This is a genomic window from Pedobacter panaciterrae (assembly GCF_013204795.1).
Classification (GTDB): Bacteria; Bacteroidota; Bacteroidia; order Sphingobacteriales; family Sphingobacteriaceae; genus Pedobacter; species Pedobacter panaciterrae.
In genome coordinates this window covers 60276-77764 of sequence record NZ_JABMKW010000016.1, presented here as the reverse complement: position 1 = coordinate 77764, position 17489 = coordinate 60276, and the positions used below count along the sequence as shown (strand labels likewise).

Genomic DNA, 17489 nt, shown 5'->3' with positions numbered 1-17489 from the left:
TTATGGAACGGAAATTATTTATAAAAAAGATTGCCTTGTTGGCGTTGGTTCCATCAATATTCATTGCTGCCTGCAGTAGTGAGGATAAATCAAAAGGTAAAATGATTGTCGCAAAACAGCAAACGTTTACTTGTCCGATGCACCCGCAGGTGATAAAAAATGAGATGGGCACTTGCCCCATCTGTGGAATGGATCTGGTTCCATTTGAAAAAAACAGTAATGAAAAGGCGCTGAAAATAGATGAAAAGCGACAAGCTTTAGCAAATATTACCACGGTATTGGTAGGTGAAGGTAGTCTTTCAGGAGCGAAACAGCTTAATGGAAGGCTTACTGTTAACCCAGAGCAAAGCAGTTATGTTTCCAGCAGAATTGCCGGTAGAATAGAGCAATTATATATACGAGAAACTGGTGTTAAGGTTGGTAAAGGACAGCCTTTATACAAGCTTTATTCAGAACAATTGGCCACACTCCAGCAAGAATATCTGATGGCGATGGCGCAGGAAAAAGAATTCAAGGGAGATAAAATAGAGCGGCAGATTGTTGCCGCTGCAAAACAGAAATTACTGTTGTACGGGCAATCCGAAAGTCAGGTACAGCAGCTTGTTAAAACTCAAAAGAAAGATCCGTATGTGGTTTTCTACGCGCCCGAAGGTGGTGTAGTTGCTGAGTTGTCAGTGACTCAGGGTCAGTATGTAACAGAAGGGAGTCCGATTTTAAGATTGGAAGGATATGGGCAGTTATGGGTTGAAGCCGATGTTTATCCAAGCGAGGCAAAAAATATAAGGATGGGTCAGAAAGTTAAGGTTGTTATTGCCGGATGGGAAGATCAGCCACAGGAAATGACCATTAGCTTCATTACCCCGTCACTTCAATCTGGAACCCAGCTTACACAGATCAGGGGAAGTATTGCTAATCCTCAAAATCAATGGCAACCAGGCCTGCAGGCAAATGTTTTTTTACCATCAGCAAATAAGAGTAATGTATTGACTTTGCCGGTTGATGCGGTAATTAGAGATGGTAAAGGTATGCATGTATGGATTAAAAAGGGTAAAGACAGCTTTGAACCCAGATCGGTAAAAACAGGACAGGAGAATAACAATGAAGTTGAAATTTCTGAAGGACTTAAAAATGGAGATCAGGTCGTAGTAACAGGAGCTTATCTTTTATATAGCGAGTATATTCTTAAAAAAGGTAAAAATCCTGTTGGGCATCATTGAGCTGACGACGGACGAGTGCCGTGATGACGAACGAAACCCTAGGTGACAAACTAAAATTGAATAAAACTTAGATTATTAATTAATAAAAAAGAAGAAGATGAGAACAGTAACTAATTTCATTATTACTTTGGCAGCAGTAACCTTATTTGCTGCATGTAGCAACCCACAAAAAACAACAGAAACAGATGCACACGAAGGCCACAGTCACGCGGCAGGAGAAACGCATGCCGAAACTACAGAAAAGGGTACTGCTGCTGCCGTAAATTTAAAAGACGATAAATTAAATGCAGTTTATCAACATTATGTTCATTTAACCAATGCACTTGTTAAAGGCGATGTGGCTGAGGCAAAAGTGGCAGCTAATGCAATTGAACTAGGCGCTAAAGATTTAGCTAATGGCACTTCTTTAGCCTCATTAGTAGCGAAAATAGGATCAGCAACTGATATTGATGCGCAAAGAATTGCATATGCTGAATTGAGTACAAACTTTATAGAAAGAGTAAAAGCATCTGGTTTAAGTTCCGGAGAAGTATATGTAGATTATTGCCCAATGGCTTTAAATGACAAAGGAGCATCGTGGTTAAGCAACCAAAAAGAAATAAAAAACCCTTATTTTGGCGAAAACATGCTGGCCTGTGGCGAAGTGAAAGAAACTATACAATAATTGAGATTGGTTTCTATATATTTATAGAAACCAATCATCAAAATGAAATCATTTCCTTTCATCTCTTTAAATCAAAGTCTGGGGCTCTTACGGGTATTTACTTGTTTGTTGTTCCTTGCACATGCCGTAGTTCGTATAACCGGTGGAACTATTGAGCGGTTCGGTGGCTTTCTTAACGGCAAAGGCTTTGTATACGGAACCGCTTTTGTTTGGGGAATTACTGCATTTGAAATCATAGGAGGACTATTGCTCCTTGCCGGGTATTTCAGAAAATGGATTTCAATAGGATTTATCATAATGCTTGCAATTGGCATTATAATCATACATGCAGAAAATGGTTGGTTTGTTGGCGAACATGGATCAGGAGGGATCGAATACAGCGCAATATTGATCGTTTGCTTTATTGTAATTGCGGCTGATGAATCAAAAAGCAAGTTAAGCTGATAAAAGATTCTTTTTTAACATATTCAACCTGATGTAGGCAATAACACTATAAAAACACCAAAGCAAAATTAAATGTATTAATGCTGAAGGATTTGCTGATAAACTCGCTCCCGACTGAACTATTGAGGAATAGATTTGAATAAATGGTGTTGTAGGTAATAGTTTTGATAGCCATTGAACAGCTAAGGGTAAGGATTCGAATGGCCATGAGTATCCCGTGATCAGAAAAATCGGATAAGTAGAAAAGGCCATCATTTGCAGGCAGAGCAATTGCGATTTAAACAGCGATCCAATAAATTGAGCCATAGGAATAAGCGTAAGAATAAACAGTATCAATAAGACACTCAATTCGAAACCATTGCCGCGCATCGGTAAATTGAGCAGGTTATAGTTTACATTCAAAAAGAAAAAAGCATAAGCTGAAAATAGAAACAGATAAAATAATCCTTTCCCCCAGATACCGGTAGATATTCCTCCCCTTAGCCACTCCCCAATACGTGAATGTTGTCGCTCTCCGGCCACACTTTCAGATAAACCTATCAGTAAGGTTTGTTGTAAAATTAATGCCAGTAGTCCAGGGAGCAGGAATGCACCATAGCTTGATCTTTCGTTAAACATTGGCCTGTAATCTAAATTCACGGGCATTACGTTTTGCATGGCTATGGTGGAGCTCATGCCTTCGCTTTTTTGGAAATACTGTAAGCGTACACCTGCACCAATGGTAAGGCATATTTGCTGCACGTTCATTAGGATATCGCTTGAGGGCAGGAACCGGGCTGCATTTACGGCAAGTACCACATTGCTCTGCTTTAAGGTTAGTAAATTTGATTCTGTACCTTTTGGAATATAAAAATACCCCTGACAGTTTCCACGGTACATTTGCTCTTTGGCCTCTTCAAGATTAGGGAAATGAATTAATTCAACAATAGGAGAGTTATCAATATTTTGTTGGAGCAACCTTGATAGCCTTGAATGATCATCATCAACAACAGCAAGCTTTACATTTTGCTCTTCTTTATTAATGTAGATGCTTCCATAAAAAAACGCATAAAGCAACGGCGCAATCAAGAGGGTCAGGAGCAAGCTATGGTCCTTCGCCACAAGGGCGGCCTCTCTTAAAAAGAGCTTAATTATGGACTGCCCTGATTGCTTTTTCATCTTTACTGGTATTAAACTGACGTTGAAATAAAAGAATTGCAGTTGGGAACATCACTGCGCAAAACAATAAAAGCTTATTTAAATCTGCCTGTGCATAATGCAATGGTAAATTCATATAATAAACCTTAAAAAAGGCATCCAGAAATGGTGTGTAAGGCATAATGGTAGCATAGTATTGATCGTACCATGGCATGGCCCATCTTGGAAATGTAAATCCACTAAAAACAAAAGCCGGAGAAGTATAAAATAAAGCGGTATCACCCGAGAGCATTACATCTTTAAATAAAGCTGAAATAAAGAGACCAATTCCAATGCATGCTAATGAGAGTAGTGTATAAATAACAAAGAATTTGCCAGTGGCAGCTGAAATTCCAATATCGAAAAAGGGAAATACAACAAAAGCAATAAGTATAAAATTAACCCAGCTTACTACAAGGTGGGCAATGGTTTTAGCTGTAATTACGGTCAAGGCCGAACCCTTTGACAATTCATACAGCTCCTGCATTGTTTCAGTTTTCCATTCATAATTCAGGGCAAGCATACTGCTTATGATTAGTATCATTTGTATGCCCACGGTTATTAATCCGGGCACCAGATACTCCTGGTAATTGTAACTTGCATTATAGAGCTGATAAGAATTCAGTTTAATTGGATTGGCGAGCGCCATCGCCTGATCGGCTTTCATTCCTGTTTTTATCAGCTTCTTTAAAATTACACCCGAACTCCCGGTAATTACAACTTCGGCCACGGCCTTATATACCATTTTTGCTGGTACCAGAGACGCTGCATTGGTATACAGCGTTACATTAACCGGGTGTCTGCTGTAAATGTCTTTCTGCATGTTTACAGGGAAATGTATGGCTCCAAGTATTTTGCCCTGCTGTATTAGTCTTTCAACCTCGGCCTCACTGCTAACTCTTCTTGTAATGTTTAACGCTTCTCTTTGTTCCAGTAAAAAAGTAAGCTGTCGGCTAACTGGACTTTGGTCGTCATCCCATATGGCAAATGATAAATGTTTAGCTTCTTCTTTTTGGTAAATCACCGCATAGAATGAAAACAGAAGCACGGGAACAACCAGCATAACCAGGTAAAATACCTTTAAGCTGAGAATTCGCTTCCATTCCCTAATGATGATATGGCCAAAACGATTCATTAAGGCAGAATTAATGATGCAGTCATACCGGAACGTAGTCCTTTTACCCGTAATTGGTTTTCGGGCTTAAGCTCTATGGTAAAGGTTCTAAGTTCAAACTGCCCCTTATCTTTTGATGGTACCCAATTGGCAAATTCCAGTGTTGGCGATATTGAGGTTACTTTTACAGGGAAGATTTCAGGTTCGCATCCCGGTACTTTTACAGATGCAACCGCTCCTAATTTCAATAAGTTGGCTTTGTCCTGCCTGATGTTGAACCGTAAAAGTGTCGAATTCTTTTTTTCAATGGTCATCATAGGATAGCCTATTGATACGATCTCACCCTGATGGGTAACCAAACTCGAAATAACTCCATCTGCAGGAGCATAAACTTTGGTGTTATCTCCAAGAGCCTTTGTAAGCTCGTATGCCTGCTCTGCCTGTTTTACAATAGCATTAGCGGTTTTAAGCAGCTCGGGCCTTGTCCCTTCTTTCAGCATTTTTAAGTTCAGCTCTGCAGTTTCCATTTCTTTTTTAGCTGCCTGATATCTGAAATAGAATACATCTTTCTCTTGCCCTGATATCACATCAGCATTGTATAAACGTTCCATACGCTGATAAGTGGTGTTAAAAAGGTTGTACTGTTCCTGACTGATCTGATACAGCTTAGAAGTTGCTTCAATTAGCTCTGGTCTGGCGCCGTGGGTTAATAACTCTTGTTGACCTTTAGCTGCATCAATAGCTGAAAGCGCTTGGGCCTTAATGGCATCTATTTCGTTTGAACGTAATATGGCAACTAACTGTCCGCTTTTTACCGTATCTCCCTGCTCAACAAGCAGTGAATCCAATCTGCCCGGAAATTCTGCTGCTACGTCAACACTAGATGCGTCAACCATCCCAACAAAGTTGTTTTCATCTTCCTTGTTTCCCGCCAGAAAGAAAAATAAAGCAATAATTACTACCACTATAGGAATGAGCAGTGCCCAATAGTTTTTTAGAATGTTTTTCATCACTTAATGTATTGAGTTATTTGCTGTGGTTTACCTAGACTGTTGAAATATTCTGCTGCGGCTAAATAGTATCCAAACACTGCGGTATGGTAGCCTTTTTCAATTTCTGTTTCTATTAATAAAGCATCATTTACATCTTTTGGAGAGGAGAGTTGGTTTCTCATCCGTTCTGTGATCAGGCGGCTCGTGGTATGGGCATCCTTTCTTGCATTATCTAGTGATGCCACCTCATTTTGAAGAGATTTCATCTTGTTTCTGGCAACTGTAGATAAGACCTGTATTCCCAGACTTGCATTCTTCTCAGCAAGTTTTGCTTCTTCAATCAATTGTCTGGCTGCCAGTGTTCTTTTTCTTGTTTGTCCATTAAAAAGCGTCCATTGTAATTCTACACCAACAAACCAGTCGGGCATAAGTAGGGGCAGGTCTCTTTGATATAAATTATAATTCCCAATGGCAAAAATGTTGGGTAAAGAAAATGAACTGCTGATCTTTTCGGCTGTTTTAGCATACGAGATCTTACTGCCGGCCATTTTATATACAGGATTTGATTCCCAAAAATCGCCCTCAGGTTTAAATGGCTCAATAACTGCATATTTCAGCGTATCTGTAATTATTATTGCAGAGTCTAACGGGACGCCAAGTAGCTTGTTAAGTTCAATATAGGCATTTTGCTGCTCCAGCTTGATGTTATTGAAATGGCTTTCGGCCTGTGTTAGTATTACATTTGTCCAGCTTTTCTGATAAGGCGCAAGGATTTGGTTTTTCACCAGTTCCTGGGCATAATTGTTGTTTTTGGTTAACGCATCAACCATTATCTGCTGCTTATTGAACAGGGTATTTAAATATAAAATGCGCAGGTATTGTGCTGCAATCAAAAAATCGACTTCTTTATTTACCAGATCAACGTTGATATCTGCAGAATTTACAAGGGATTGAGCCAGGTTACTGGCAGCATCAAGTTTGTTTCCCAGAAAAATGGGTTGCCTTACACCTAAGCCGGCTACAAAATAAGATTGCTTACTTAAACTCGGATTATAGTTGGGATAAACGCTCCCGATAATATTTTTGGAAGCATTATATATCCGGTCTTGTGCGGCTTGCGACAAATCATTGCCGGTAACCTCTTTAAATACTTCATTTGCAGCATTAACACTTTGCTTTGAAGAACCCTCTACAATACCATCTTTTACTGTCTGCAAATTTACCGTTAATGGGCTGCTAAGGTAAGTATAGCTAGATAGCAGGTCTACTTTGGGCAAGTAGCTTTTCTTCTCGGCCTGCAAATTATACTGACTGGATAGCAGTGCAGATTTGGCTTGTCTGAGCGTCATGTTATGATCCCGGGCGAGATTAAAACATGTTTCAAGAGAGGTCGTTTGGCCGTTTGCTGTAACAACAAAAATTGCCAGTATCTTGAGTAGTAAGTACCACTTAAGATGGTTTGTTGGTTTGTTTCTCATCGATCCAGGTTAATGAGTACTATAACTTTAAACTTTACATGGCTTACATGTTGAATAAAGTTGATGTTATCTATCAACTCTCTCCAGGCTAATAAAGTTTTAAAAATTTACATTAAATTTTCGATTTATGAAACTTAATAATGATAATTGGCGCTTAAAGTTTAACCCTGACGGCAAACCTTTATCTGAAAAGCATTTGCCGGATTACCTACTGTCATCATTTTAAACTCATCCCGTGTAATCCCCAATTCAAATAAGGAAGGTTTTAATACTCCAAAAATGGTGTTATAAGGTATTGAGTTGCCATTTTTAAAAGCGTTGAAAGCAGCTTTGCCGCCTTCTTCTGTAACGGCAAAACCATCGTCATGAGAAATCAATACTTTATGTAGCAGGCCTTCACCTTTTAATCTGTAAATATGATTTCGATATTGAACAATCGAGTCCCTGTCTTCATTAATGCCATCTAAACTAATCCAGCAACCTTTTTTTGCCAGTTCAACGTGGAAAAATCCTGTTGGATCATTTTGTGCATGTACCCAGATTAGAGCTTCCGGACTTACCCCTGCTTTAATAAGGATTTCGACTTCCTGGCGCGCAGCGGCACCATTTCCTGTATGTATGGCTATTTTTAAACCACTTTTAAGATGGGCAATTGCTGCAGCTTTAATTAATTTTTCTTCAATAGGTTTCAGTGGTGCACTACCTACTCCAAGTTTTATAAAACCAGGGCGGATATCGGTTCCACCGATTCCATTCTCCCATTCTTTTAGCCATCTGGTAGCTAACTCTTCACTGGTTTCTGTAAAGGCGTGTTTGGGTAGATATTTATGTCCTACTGCGGCGTAATAGCCTGTATTGGTTATAATGTTAATGCCACTGGCTTTTGAAAGTAATCTTAGTAATTCTACATTTCTGCCAATATGTGCAGGAGTACACTCAATAATGGTGTTGACGCCAGATTTTTTAGCAGCTTTTAAATAGGGAAGCAACAGGTTTGCTGTTACTTCATTATCGTATTCGGGACGCGTATCAGGTTCTGCACCTTTAAAATCGGTAATAATGTGTTCATGTGATAAGGTAAGGCCCATTGAATTTGTCTCAATTTTGCCATTCACAGTCATTACAAAACCTTTTTCAGCTCCAGATGATTCTGCTGCAAGCGCTAGAAAATTTGGATATAAACTGATAAAACCTGCAAAACAGGAAAGAGATATAAACTGACGTCGCTCCATATACAAAAATAATTTAATCACCCGTATTTTTACGTATTTAGTATGGGTATGCTTTACCTATGGCTCAGGAATGCTCAAGGTTAGCCCAGAAGCAAGCCTCAAGCACACCAGAAGCAGAGCAAATGCACCTTTGTCTTTTTTCCACCCCTTAAAAAGTGAATTATGCTACAATTTGAATTGTATCTGGTTTTATTGCATCTTTATTAAGCTGTTAAGCATACCTTTTACTTTATTTAAGATATTATAAATTTGTTTTAATGAGCAAACAAAAGACGAATTCCGGGCTTTTATTAAAATTAACAATTGGTTTTGTTGGTATAGCATTATTTGTGTCTTTAACAGGTGTAAAAACGCCTTCAACGCAAAATCCAATAATTGCTCAAACGGCTGTTAAATCAGTTGATTTTCTCAATAGCATTGGCGTAAACTCAGCGATCTCGAAGCGGGGAGAATCTTTGGACAAGACTATCGAGCTAATGAAGTATACAGGCATCAGATGGATTCGTGCAGGTTATGAAGGAGATATTCCTGAGGCAGATTTCATTAAACTCCATAAAGAGACAGGTGTTAGATTTAGCTACGGTCTGTTAAGTGGCGGAACTGACATTAAAAGGTTGTTAGCGGGAGCCAGAAAGCTCGATGCAGTAGGAGCCCTGCTGGCTTTTGAAGGTTCTAACGAACCAAACAACTGGGGGTTTAAATATAAAGGGGCAGAGGGCGGAAAGAACTTAACCTGGTTGCCGGTTGCTCAATTACAAAAGGATTTATATGATGCAGTTAAAAGTGACAAAACATTGAAAAAGTATCCGGTATGGGATCTTTGTGAAAATGGAGCACAAACTGATAATGTAGGATTACAATTTCTTAAAATACCAAAAGGGGCTGGCACATCAATGCCTGATGGAACTAAATATGCTGATTTTGCAACATGTCATAATTATTTCTCACATCCTTCCCATCCGGGACTGTACGATAACCAAACATGGAATGCTGCCGATCCGGGGCCACTGTGTAAGGTTGACGGGCTCTATGGCAATTATGGAAAAACCTGGAGGGGAAAACATAAGGGATATACCGAAAACGAACTTTTAACATTACCGCGGGTTACAACTGAAACAGGGGTAACGCTAACTGATGAAATAACTGAAGAGAAGCAAGCCCGACTTTACCTGAACTTATACCTGTCGCAATTCAAGAGGAACTGGAGTTATACTGCTGTTTATTTATTGCGAGACAGGGTAGATGAGGCAGGTAATCAAACTTTTGGTTTTTATAAGCCAGATTATAGCCCAAGAAAATCAGCCATATATTTACACAACTTAACTACAATTCTGGCCGACAAACCATTAAAGTTTAGCTTAGGGAAATTAGCTTTCCAAATTATTGGTCAACCTGAAACTGTGCATACGCTATTGCTCCAAAAAAGTAATGGCAGGTTTGAATTGGTAATTTGGGGAGAAAAAGCAAAGGGCACTGAAGAAGTAGAAATAAAACTAAGCAAGGCATATCCTCTGGTAAAAGTTTATGATCCTACAAAGGGCACAGAAGCAGTTCAGGTTTTAAGGAATATAAAATCAGTTAAACTTAAAACCAGTGATCATCCTTTTGTTATTGAAATATAACACAGATGTTTTTCTTATATTTATAAAGTAAAAAAACTTTCTTTGCTACTCTAATTATCCCAATTAATGAAGCGCTTCAAATTTTTTGTGCCTTTTATCCGCGAGAACGGAAAGATTATTTCCAGTTATATTTTTACTCTTTTTTTTATTGGTCTTGCTATTTGGTTTATTAAACAGGAGCGGGGCGAAATACATCATGTAAAGCAGTTGCTAATAACAGCAAAATGGTGGTGGTTAAGTGCAGGGATGTTATTGAGCGTAGTTTATGTATTTATTCATGGAATGATGTACCGATCGTCATTTGCTGCGGTATCGAGCAAAATATCAATAGCAGATGGCACCATTCTTTTTTTAAAGCGAAACTTTGTGAGTGTTTTCTTGCCGGCTGGTGGGGTCTCGTCGTTGGCTTTTTTTAGTGTGCCAATAGAAAAGAAGGGGGTAAGCAGATCACAAATTAATTTTGCCTCGTCTATATATGGTTTTGTGGGTATCTTATCGGTATTGGTAATTGCCATACCTGTATTTGTTTATGGCGTTTTAGAAGGAACTTTAGGTCAGGGAGAGTGGTTTGGTTTGTTGGCAGCCTTGCTGTTAATTGCCGGTATATATTTGTTGTACAGGTCGGTTATAAAAAAAGGAGTAGTTTATAAGCTCGTTGTTAAATATCTTCCTTCTGTTGAAGTATTTGCAGCGGAGTTTAGGGCCAATAAAATTGAACGTAAGCATTTTCTTTCAACATTCGTTTACAGCATGCTGATAGAAGTTGTTGGCATAGTTCACATCTATATTGCGATGATTGCATTAGACATGAACCCCTCTTTAATTTTTGCTACCATTAGTTACGTAGTTGCCGTTGTGTTTTTAATTATTTCTCCTTTTTTAAGAGGACTGGGTGCGGTAGAAGCCTCTATGGCTTTCATTTTAATTAGATTGGGTTACTCAAATGCAGCAGCAGTTTCAATTACATTGCTGTACCGTTTTATGGAATTTTGGATTCCACTGGTTCTCGGTGCCTTAAGCTTCCTTCTTAAAATTAACAAATTATTAATGAGAATTGTACCTGCCTTGCTGTTATTGCTGCTGGGTATTATTAATATTGTGTCCGTACTTACTCCTGCAATCCACTCGAGGCTGGCATTTCTTAAAGATTTTCTTCCTATAGAAGCAATTAGAGTGTCCAATTACTTTGTATTGCTTGCGGGATTGTTTCTGCTGGTTACAGCTGCATTTATGCTTAAAGGACTGCGAATGGCATGGTACTTTGCAGTTGCTTTGTGTATACTTTCGCTGGTAGGGCATTTAACTAAAGCAATAGATTATGAAGAAGCCGGGTTTTCGATAATTGTGCTGGTTATTTTAATAGGATCAAGAAAAGAGTATTATATAAAACACAATTCAAGATTAAGGTTTATTGGCATTCAAACTACGTTATTAAGCATCCTGGCCGTTTTGCTTTATGGTGTTATTGGATTCTATTTCCTTGATCAAAAACATTTTGATATTGACTTTAGTTGGTTGCAATCCATCAGGTATACTTTACAAAATTTTTTATTGGTGGGTAGCTCTGATTTGGTGCCTCAGGATGCGTTTGCCAGAGGCTTCCTTTTTTCAATTAATATTAGCGGATTCTTATCTATAGCCTTCTTGATTTATACACTGATCAGGCCATATATTTTGAAAATGGACACTTCAGAAGAGGAATTTGAAGCGGCTAAAGCTGATCTGGAAAAATATGGTAATTCAGCAATTGATTATTTCAAAACTTATAGAGATAAGCTGATTTATACCACAGACGAACTGGAAGGATTTATTGCCTATCGAATAGCCGGTAATTTTGCTGTGGTATTAGAGCTTCCGGTTACACTGCCAGAAAACAGACAGGGTTTTATCAAATCGTTCGACAGATATTGCATCGAAAGCGGGATGAAAAGCCTTTATTACAGGGTGTCGGAAGAAAGCCTGGACGATTTTGTTTCTTTGGGAAAAAAGCGACTTTTTCTAGGACAAGAGGGCGTGGTTGATCTGACTACTTTTTCTTTGGAAGGGGGAAGCCGAAAATCTATCAGGAATGCGCTTAAAAAAGTATCGGATCAGGGATTTCATACAAAGATCTATAATGGTCCCATTAAAGATGGTTTGCTTCAAAAACTTAAATCTGTATCTGACGAGTGGCTTAAAGAAACAGAGCGCGAAGAAATCGTGTTTTCGCAAGGTATATTTATATGGGATGAATTGAAAAATCAAACTATCATCACGGTAGAAAACACAGAAGAAAAGATTGTTGCTTTTTTAAATGTAATACCTGATTATGTAAAGGGCGAAGGAACTTACGATTTGATCAGAAAAACTGCCGATGCGCCTAACGGTGTTATTGATTTTATTATGGTAGCCTTATTTAATCACCTTAAGGAACAAAATTATACTGCAGTTAACCTGGGTTTTGCCCCTTTGTCGGGCCTTACAACACCGCACAATTTTACCGAGCGATCTATGAGATTTGCCTACGAAAAGATCCGGTCATTTTCTCATTATAAGGGACTGCGCGCATCAAAAGAGAAGTTCTCGCCGGTATGGCACAATAAGTATTTGATATATGATCAGGATTATGATCTTTTGCAGGTTCCAAATGTATTAACTAAAGTAATTAAACCCTAATAAGAGTATATGAAAAGATGCGTTGCCTTATGTTTTATGCTAATCTGCTTGTGGATAACAAAGAGTGTAGCCGGCGAAATTGATTCTGTAACGTATAAGAAGTTTGGTTTAATAACGGTATATCATCCCACCGGAACTCCAACTTCTGTTGCCTTATTCGTTTCAGGAGATGGCGGCTGGAAGAATGGAGTTATTAATATGGCAAAGAATATTGCCAATCAGGGGGCATTGGTGTTAGGTATTGATGGCAAACGTTATGGCAATTATTTATCAAAAGAATCTGCTCAATGTTTATATCCAGCAGCGGATTTTGAAGAACTGAGTCTTTTTATCCAAAAGAAATACAAACTGACCAACTATCATAAGCCAGTACTTCTGGGGTATTCATATGGGGCTGTTCTGATATACGGAATATTGGCGCAGGCACCTGCAAATACATTTAAGGGGGCTATAGCTTTAGGCTTTTGCCCGGATATTAATATTAAAAAACCTATGTGTAAAGGTGCCGGACTCACACAGCATGTTTTAAAGCCGGGGGTTTCTTACTATCTGGAGGCTACAAAAAGCTTAACTGCCCCATTTATTGTTTTAAATGGGGTGAAAGATCAGACCTGCCCATTTGATGCTACTGCAGCTTTTTTAAAGGGGATGCCAATGACTGAACTTGTAACCTTAACAAAAGTAGGTCATGGATTTTCTATCGCTAATAATTGGCTTCCTGATTTTAATACGGCATATAAAAAAGTATTGGCTGCTCCATCCTTTAATGAGCAAAAATCTGCTTATGATTTCTTTAAAACTTCGCAACCTAAGGCTTATTCCGGTGGGATGCCATTAACACTGGTTCCATCTGGTAAAAAGAATAACCTGCCATTGGTTTTTATGATCTCTGGTGATGGTGGCTGGACTAGTTTTGATCAATCTCTGGCCGAATCAATGGCATCAAAAGGACTCTCAGTAATTGGCCTTGATGCACAAAAATATTTTTGGAATGTTAAAACTCCGGAGGGTGTAACTGCAGATTTAAGCAAGGCCATTGCATATTACAAACAGGAGTTTGGAAAAGAAAACTTTGTACTTGCCGGATACTCTTTTGGCGCTTCAGTTGTTCCGTTTCTGGCAAGCAGGTTGTCAGCTGAGTTGAAGGGCGACTTAAAGGCAGTTTTTTCACTTTCTCCTGATGTGACCGCTGATTTTGAAATTCACATTGCAGACATGCTTAGCATTGGAAGCTCGAATGATAAATATGATGTAATTGCAGAAATGAAAAAGATCAAATCATTAAAACCCCTGTGTGTTTTTGGGACAGAAGAAGATGCTGATGTTAAGGATAAATTTGTGAGAAATGGCATCAAAGTAACCAGTATTCCCGGTACTCATCATTTTAATGATGATTATTCAGCGATTTCTTTCGTTCTTTTAAAGGAGCTGGCAGAGTAAGTTTTTTTCTTATTCTATGGCTGATTTGTTAACTTTAAAAAACACTAACTTATGATTATGAAATATTTTTCACTGCTGTTGCTTTTCACTGCAATATCTTTCTCTGGCTTTACGCAAAACAAGGATGCCATCCTTGGAAAATGGATCAATTCAACCGGTGAGGCTCACGTAGAAATAGCCAAAAAAGGTGATAAATACTTTGGTAAAATAGTTTGGCTCAAAGAAACAAAAGACGACAAAGGAATTGTTAAAACGGATTTGAAAAACCCTGATGCAAGCTTGAAATCAAGACCCATACTAGGATTAGAAATACTTAAAGATTTTGTTTTTGCAGGTAGTAAATGGACTGATGGGACGATATATGATCCTAAGTCGGGTAAGACCTATAGCTGCAATATGACACTTAAAGATAACGGTCAGCTAAACATGAGAGGATATGTAGGTATCTCTCTGATTGGCAGATCAGAAGTTTGGAAAAGAGTTAAATAATGAAAAAACTAATCTGGTGCCTGGTTTTTTTGCCCTTATTAGGGTTCGGACAAACCTATGAGTTAATACCCTTAACAGGAGGTACAAATACAAGCTTAAGGGGTATGTCTATTGTTTCTGATCATGTTGCCTGGGTAAGTGGTAGTAATGGCAGTATTGGGAAAACTATTGATGGAGGTGTAACCTGGGAATGGATAATGCCTGCTGGGTATGAAACCCTTGATTTTAGAGATATTGAAGCCTTTGATGCGGATAGGGCGGTAGTTGTAAATGCGGGTGCTCCTGCGTTTATTTTACTCACGAAAGATGGTGGTAAAACATGGACAGAGCATTATAAGAATGTTGATTCTGCAATTTTTCTGGATGGTATGGACTTTTGGGATGGGCAAACAGGAATGACTTTTGGTGATCCGATCAAGAACAAGATGCAGCTTCTTAGAACAAGAGACGGTGGAGCCTCATGGACAGATGTTTCGGATAATTTGAAAACAAATATGGCCCCGGGTGAAGCCAGCTTTGCTGCTAGTGGATCTACTATTAAAACAATCGGTAAGGGTAAAGTATGGATTGCAACCGGTGGTGCGGTATCTAATATTTACTTTTCGAACAATTACGGATACACCTGGAAGGTTTTTAAATGTCCTATTTTACAGGGAGAAAGTAGCACCGGTCCGTTCTCTATCGCATTTTTTGACAAGAACAAAGGGGTTGTTGTTGGTGGGAATTATTTAAAAGATAAAGAGAATACCAATAATGTATTGTTGACCAATGATGGAGGACAGAGCTGGAAAAAACCTCTAAAGCCTGTAAGCGGTTTCCGTTCGGGAGTTGCTTATGTTAATTCAAAGGTTTTGCTGGCAACCGGCACATCCGGCACTGATGTATCTAAAGATGGAGGGTTGAATTGGCATAATATTTCCACCTCAAGCTTCAATGTGGTCCAAAAAGCAAAAAAGGGTAAGCTTATTCTTTTAGCGGGAAACAAGGGAGAGATTTATAAACTTACAATTGCAGCCAAGTAACACGAACTGAGAATATGATAAATAAAGTCCATCACATTGCGATAATATGTAGTGACTATGAAGTTTCGAAAGCATTTTATACTGATGTTTTAGGACTTACAATAATTGGAGAAGTATATAGAGCCGAAAGGTTATCGTACAAGCTAGATCTGGCATTAAATGGCATTTACATTATAGAACTTTTCTCTTTCCCTGATCCGGTTAAACGTCCTTCAAGACCAGAAGCTGCAGGATTAAGACATCTTGCTTTTGAAGTAGATGATCTTGATAAGGTGATTAGTGTGCTTAATAGTAAAGGTGTAGAAGCTGAACAGATCCGTGTTGATGAGTTTACTGATAAACGTTTTACTTTTATTTCTGATCCCGACCAACTCCCGATTGAATTTTATGAAAAATAATATTTTTTTTACCTCTAATACAATAAATAGAATATTTAGGCGTCTATGTATATGAGAGCGTTAATTTAGATAGCGGGGATACGGCGGATTGCTGTATCCCCGTTTCTTTTCGCAATAGTTTTTCTTTCTGATCTGGAAATACATTTCTGCTGTTAAATAGCAAAGCCAGGTCATCCAACCTGGCTGCTTTTTAAACAAAACTTAGATCTAACCAAACATCTAATGATTCAGACAATGTAGAAATTGAACTGGACGTCAAGGGCGGATTCGAACCGCCGTCAAAGGTTTTGCAGACCCTCACCTAACCACTCGGCCACATGACTATGGGACAAATATAAATAAAGTCTACTAAAACTGTAGACTTTATTTATATTTTTTTTCAAACTTTATTTTTTTATCCATGAGCCCAACCAAAACGGAATAAACCATACCATATTGGAAGACTATTTTTATTGGCTAAAAGGCAAGAAATAGGTGGTAAACGACTTTATTTAATTACTAAGGGCATTTCTTGCTTGTAAGCTTTATATGGGCATCTCATTTGATAAAGCCGTTCATTAATCTTTTAAAAAAATGGAAAATCAAATGATATTTGTTCGTATCGCTACCGTCGCTGATATAAAACATGTTGATGAAATCGTTAAAGAAACTGAATCTTCGGCAATTGCCAGAGGATCTGGGATCGCAAAGCGCAGTCCCGAATCTATCGCCCAAAAGATAAAAGAAGGAAAAGCTGTTATTGCAGTAACCGGGGGTGGTGAATGGGTTGGGTTCTCTTATTTTGAAGTTTGGGAAAACAGCTCCTTTGTGTCTAACTCTGGTTTAATTGTAGCTCCCAAATTCAGAAATGCTGGTGTGGCTAAGGCAATTAAGGAAAGGATATTTAAAATTTCAAGAAGAATATATCCAGAGGCCAAGATATTTAGCATTACATCTGGAGCGGCAATTATGAAAATGAATTATCAACTGGGTTTTGAACCGGTAACATTTGACCAAATTACGCATGATGAACATTTTTGGGAGGGCTGTAAAAGCTGTATTAATTACAATGTTCTTGAGGGTAAAAAAAGATGCAATTGCTTATGTACAGCTATGTTATTTGATCCTCACAAAGAAAGTTTTAGCAGTTATGCTTTAACACAAGCCACTGAAAAGTGTGAGATGACTCTTGATTGTATTGCCTGTCCAAAATTAAGCCTTGCCGCAGGAGCAGAAGGCACTAATGCTATTTGCAGCGCTTTAACAGATATTTTATGGTTTTCTGAATATATATATCCAATTGAATCAGACCTTCCAGATCCAGTTAAAATGACCGTTACAAATGTAAATATGGACGGTGGACAAAACTGCAGCTCAAAAGAGTGTCGGTTCACCGTTGAAATTGTTTACGATCATAATTATACTGAAAAGGAGATTTTAAATACAATTAGAAATCATACAAGATGTAAATTTACAGTAAGGCAGGATGTTTTTAATGTTTCTATTATAGACGATTCCGTCTACGAACAGCAACTTGTCTTGAATAATTGCTAATATTGTTGAAATT

15 protein-coding genes and 1 tRNA gene are annotated in these 17489 nt (G+C 38.4%); 10 read left to right on the top strand and 6 right to left on the bottom strand.

Translation table 11 applies throughout. From position 1 onward, the window contains the following. The first annotated feature begins 2 nt into the window (after positions 1–2). From HQN86_RS08260 to HQN86_RS08250, 3 genes are all read left to right on the top strand, one after another. On the top strand, positions 3–1217 hold the full coding sequence (locus tag HQN86_RS08260) for an efflux RND transporter periplasmic adaptor subunit (RefSeq protein ID WP_172660540.1): 1215 nt from the start codon (positions 3–5) through the stop codon (positions 1215–1217). A 97-nt stretch (positions 1218–1314) separates the two neighbouring features. Then, a complete protein-coding gene (locus HQN86_RS08255; protein ID WP_172660539.1) occupies positions 1315–1881 on the top strand; it encodes a DUF3347 domain-containing protein in 567 nt (188 codons plus the stop codon). 42 nt (positions 1882–1923) lie between these two features. After that, positions 1924–2325, top strand: a complete 402-nt coding sequence (locus HQN86_RS08250) for a DoxX family protein (RefSeq protein ID WP_172660538.1) — start codon at positions 1924–1926, stop codon at positions 2323–2325. Here HQN86_RS08250 and HQN86_RS08245 read toward each other — a convergent pair. The 5 genes from HQN86_RS08245 to HQN86_RS08225 all read right to left on the bottom strand — a co-directional run bounded on the left by HQN86_RS08245 (position 2317) and on the right by HQN86_RS08225 (position 8317). Next, complete coding sequence (locus HQN86_RS08245) at positions 2317–3483, bottom strand: ABC transporter permease (protein WP_172660537.1); 1167 nt, start codon at positions 3481–3483, stop codon at positions 2317–2319. The genes HQN86_RS08250 and HQN86_RS08245 overlap by 9 nt on opposite strands. Next, positions 3452–4636 (bottom strand): ABC transporter permease, encoded by a 1185-nt coding sequence (locus HQN86_RS08240; RefSeq protein ID WP_172660536.1) that lies wholly within the window; start codon positions 4634–4636, stop codon positions 3452–3454. The genes HQN86_RS08245 and HQN86_RS08240 overlap by 32 nt, the downstream gene beginning before the upstream one ends. Further along, on the bottom strand, positions 4636–5625 hold the full coding sequence (locus tag HQN86_RS08235; protein WP_172660535.1) for an HlyD family secretion protein: 990 nt from the start codon (positions 5623–5625) through the stop codon (positions 4636–4638). Before HQN86_RS08235 ends, HQN86_RS08240 begins: the two co-directional genes overlap by 1 nt. Next, entirely contained in the window at positions 5625–7085 is a 1461-nt protein-coding gene (locus HQN86_RS08230) for a TolC family protein (protein ID WP_172660534.1), read from the bottom strand. Before HQN86_RS08230 ends, HQN86_RS08235 begins: the two co-directional genes overlap by 1 nt. A gap of 161 nt (positions 7086–7246) precedes the next feature. Continuing rightward, complete coding sequence (locus HQN86_RS08225; RefSeq protein WP_172660533.1) at positions 7247–8317, bottom strand: phosphotriesterase family protein; 1071 nt, start codon at positions 8315–8317, stop codon at positions 7247–7249. Between the two features lie 257 nt (positions 8318–8574). Here HQN86_RS08225 and HQN86_RS08220 point away from each other — a divergent pair, with 257 nt between their 5' ends. The 6 genes from HQN86_RS08220 (at position 8575) to gloA2 (ending at position 15943) form a co-directional block, all read left to right on the top strand. After that, the gene (locus HQN86_RS08220) at positions 8575–9939 is read left to right on the top strand and encodes a glycosyl hydrolase (protein WP_172660532.1); all 1365 of its coding nucleotides are present in this window, start codon (positions 8575–8577) and stop codon (positions 9937–9939) included. Positions 9940–10005: 66 nt separating this feature from the next. Then, entirely contained in the window at positions 10006–12594 is a 2589-nt protein-coding gene (locus HQN86_RS08215; protein ID WP_172660531.1) for a phosphatidylglycerol lysyltransferase domain-containing protein, read from the top strand. 9 nt (positions 12595–12603) lie between these two features. Then, positions 12604–14034: an AcvB/VirJ family lysyl-phosphatidylglycerol hydrolase gene (locus tag HQN86_RS08210; RefSeq protein WP_172660530.1), complete on the top strand. Its 1431-nt coding sequence runs from the start codon at positions 12604–12606 to the stop codon at positions 14032–14034. Between the two features lie 57 nt (positions 14035–14091). Then, on the top strand, positions 14092–14523 hold the full coding sequence (locus tag HQN86_RS08205) for a DUF2147 domain-containing protein (RefSeq protein ID WP_216854363.1): 432 nt from the start codon (positions 14092–14094) through the stop codon (positions 14521–14523). Next, positions 14523–15545, top strand: a complete 1023-nt coding sequence (locus HQN86_RS08200) for a WD40/YVTN/BNR-like repeat-containing protein (protein WP_172660528.1) — start codon at positions 14523–14525, stop codon at positions 15543–15545. The genes HQN86_RS08205 and HQN86_RS08200 overlap by 1 nt, the downstream gene beginning before the upstream one ends. 14 nt (positions 15546–15559) lie before the next feature. Continuing rightward, on the top strand, positions 15560–15943 hold the full coding sequence (gene gloA2 / locus HQN86_RS08195) for an SMU1112c/YaeR family gloxylase I-like metalloprotein (RefSeq protein ID WP_172660527.1): 384 nt from the start codon (positions 15560–15562) through the stop codon (positions 15941–15943). Positions 15944–16192: 249 nt separating this feature from the next. Here the strand turns inward: gloA2 and HQN86_RS08190 are convergent. Next, a tRNA-Cys gene (locus tag HQN86_RS08190) sits at positions 16193–16266 on the bottom strand. Between the two features lie 250 nt (positions 16267–16516). On the opposite strand from HQN86_RS08190, the gene HQN86_RS26705 reads away from it, so the two are divergent. After that, on the top strand, positions 16517–17476 hold the full coding sequence (locus HQN86_RS26705) for a zinc-binding metallopeptidase family protein (RefSeq protein WP_216854362.1): 960 nt from the start codon (positions 16517–16519) through the stop codon (positions 17474–17476). The last annotated feature ends 13 nt before the right edge of the window (positions 17477–17489 follow it).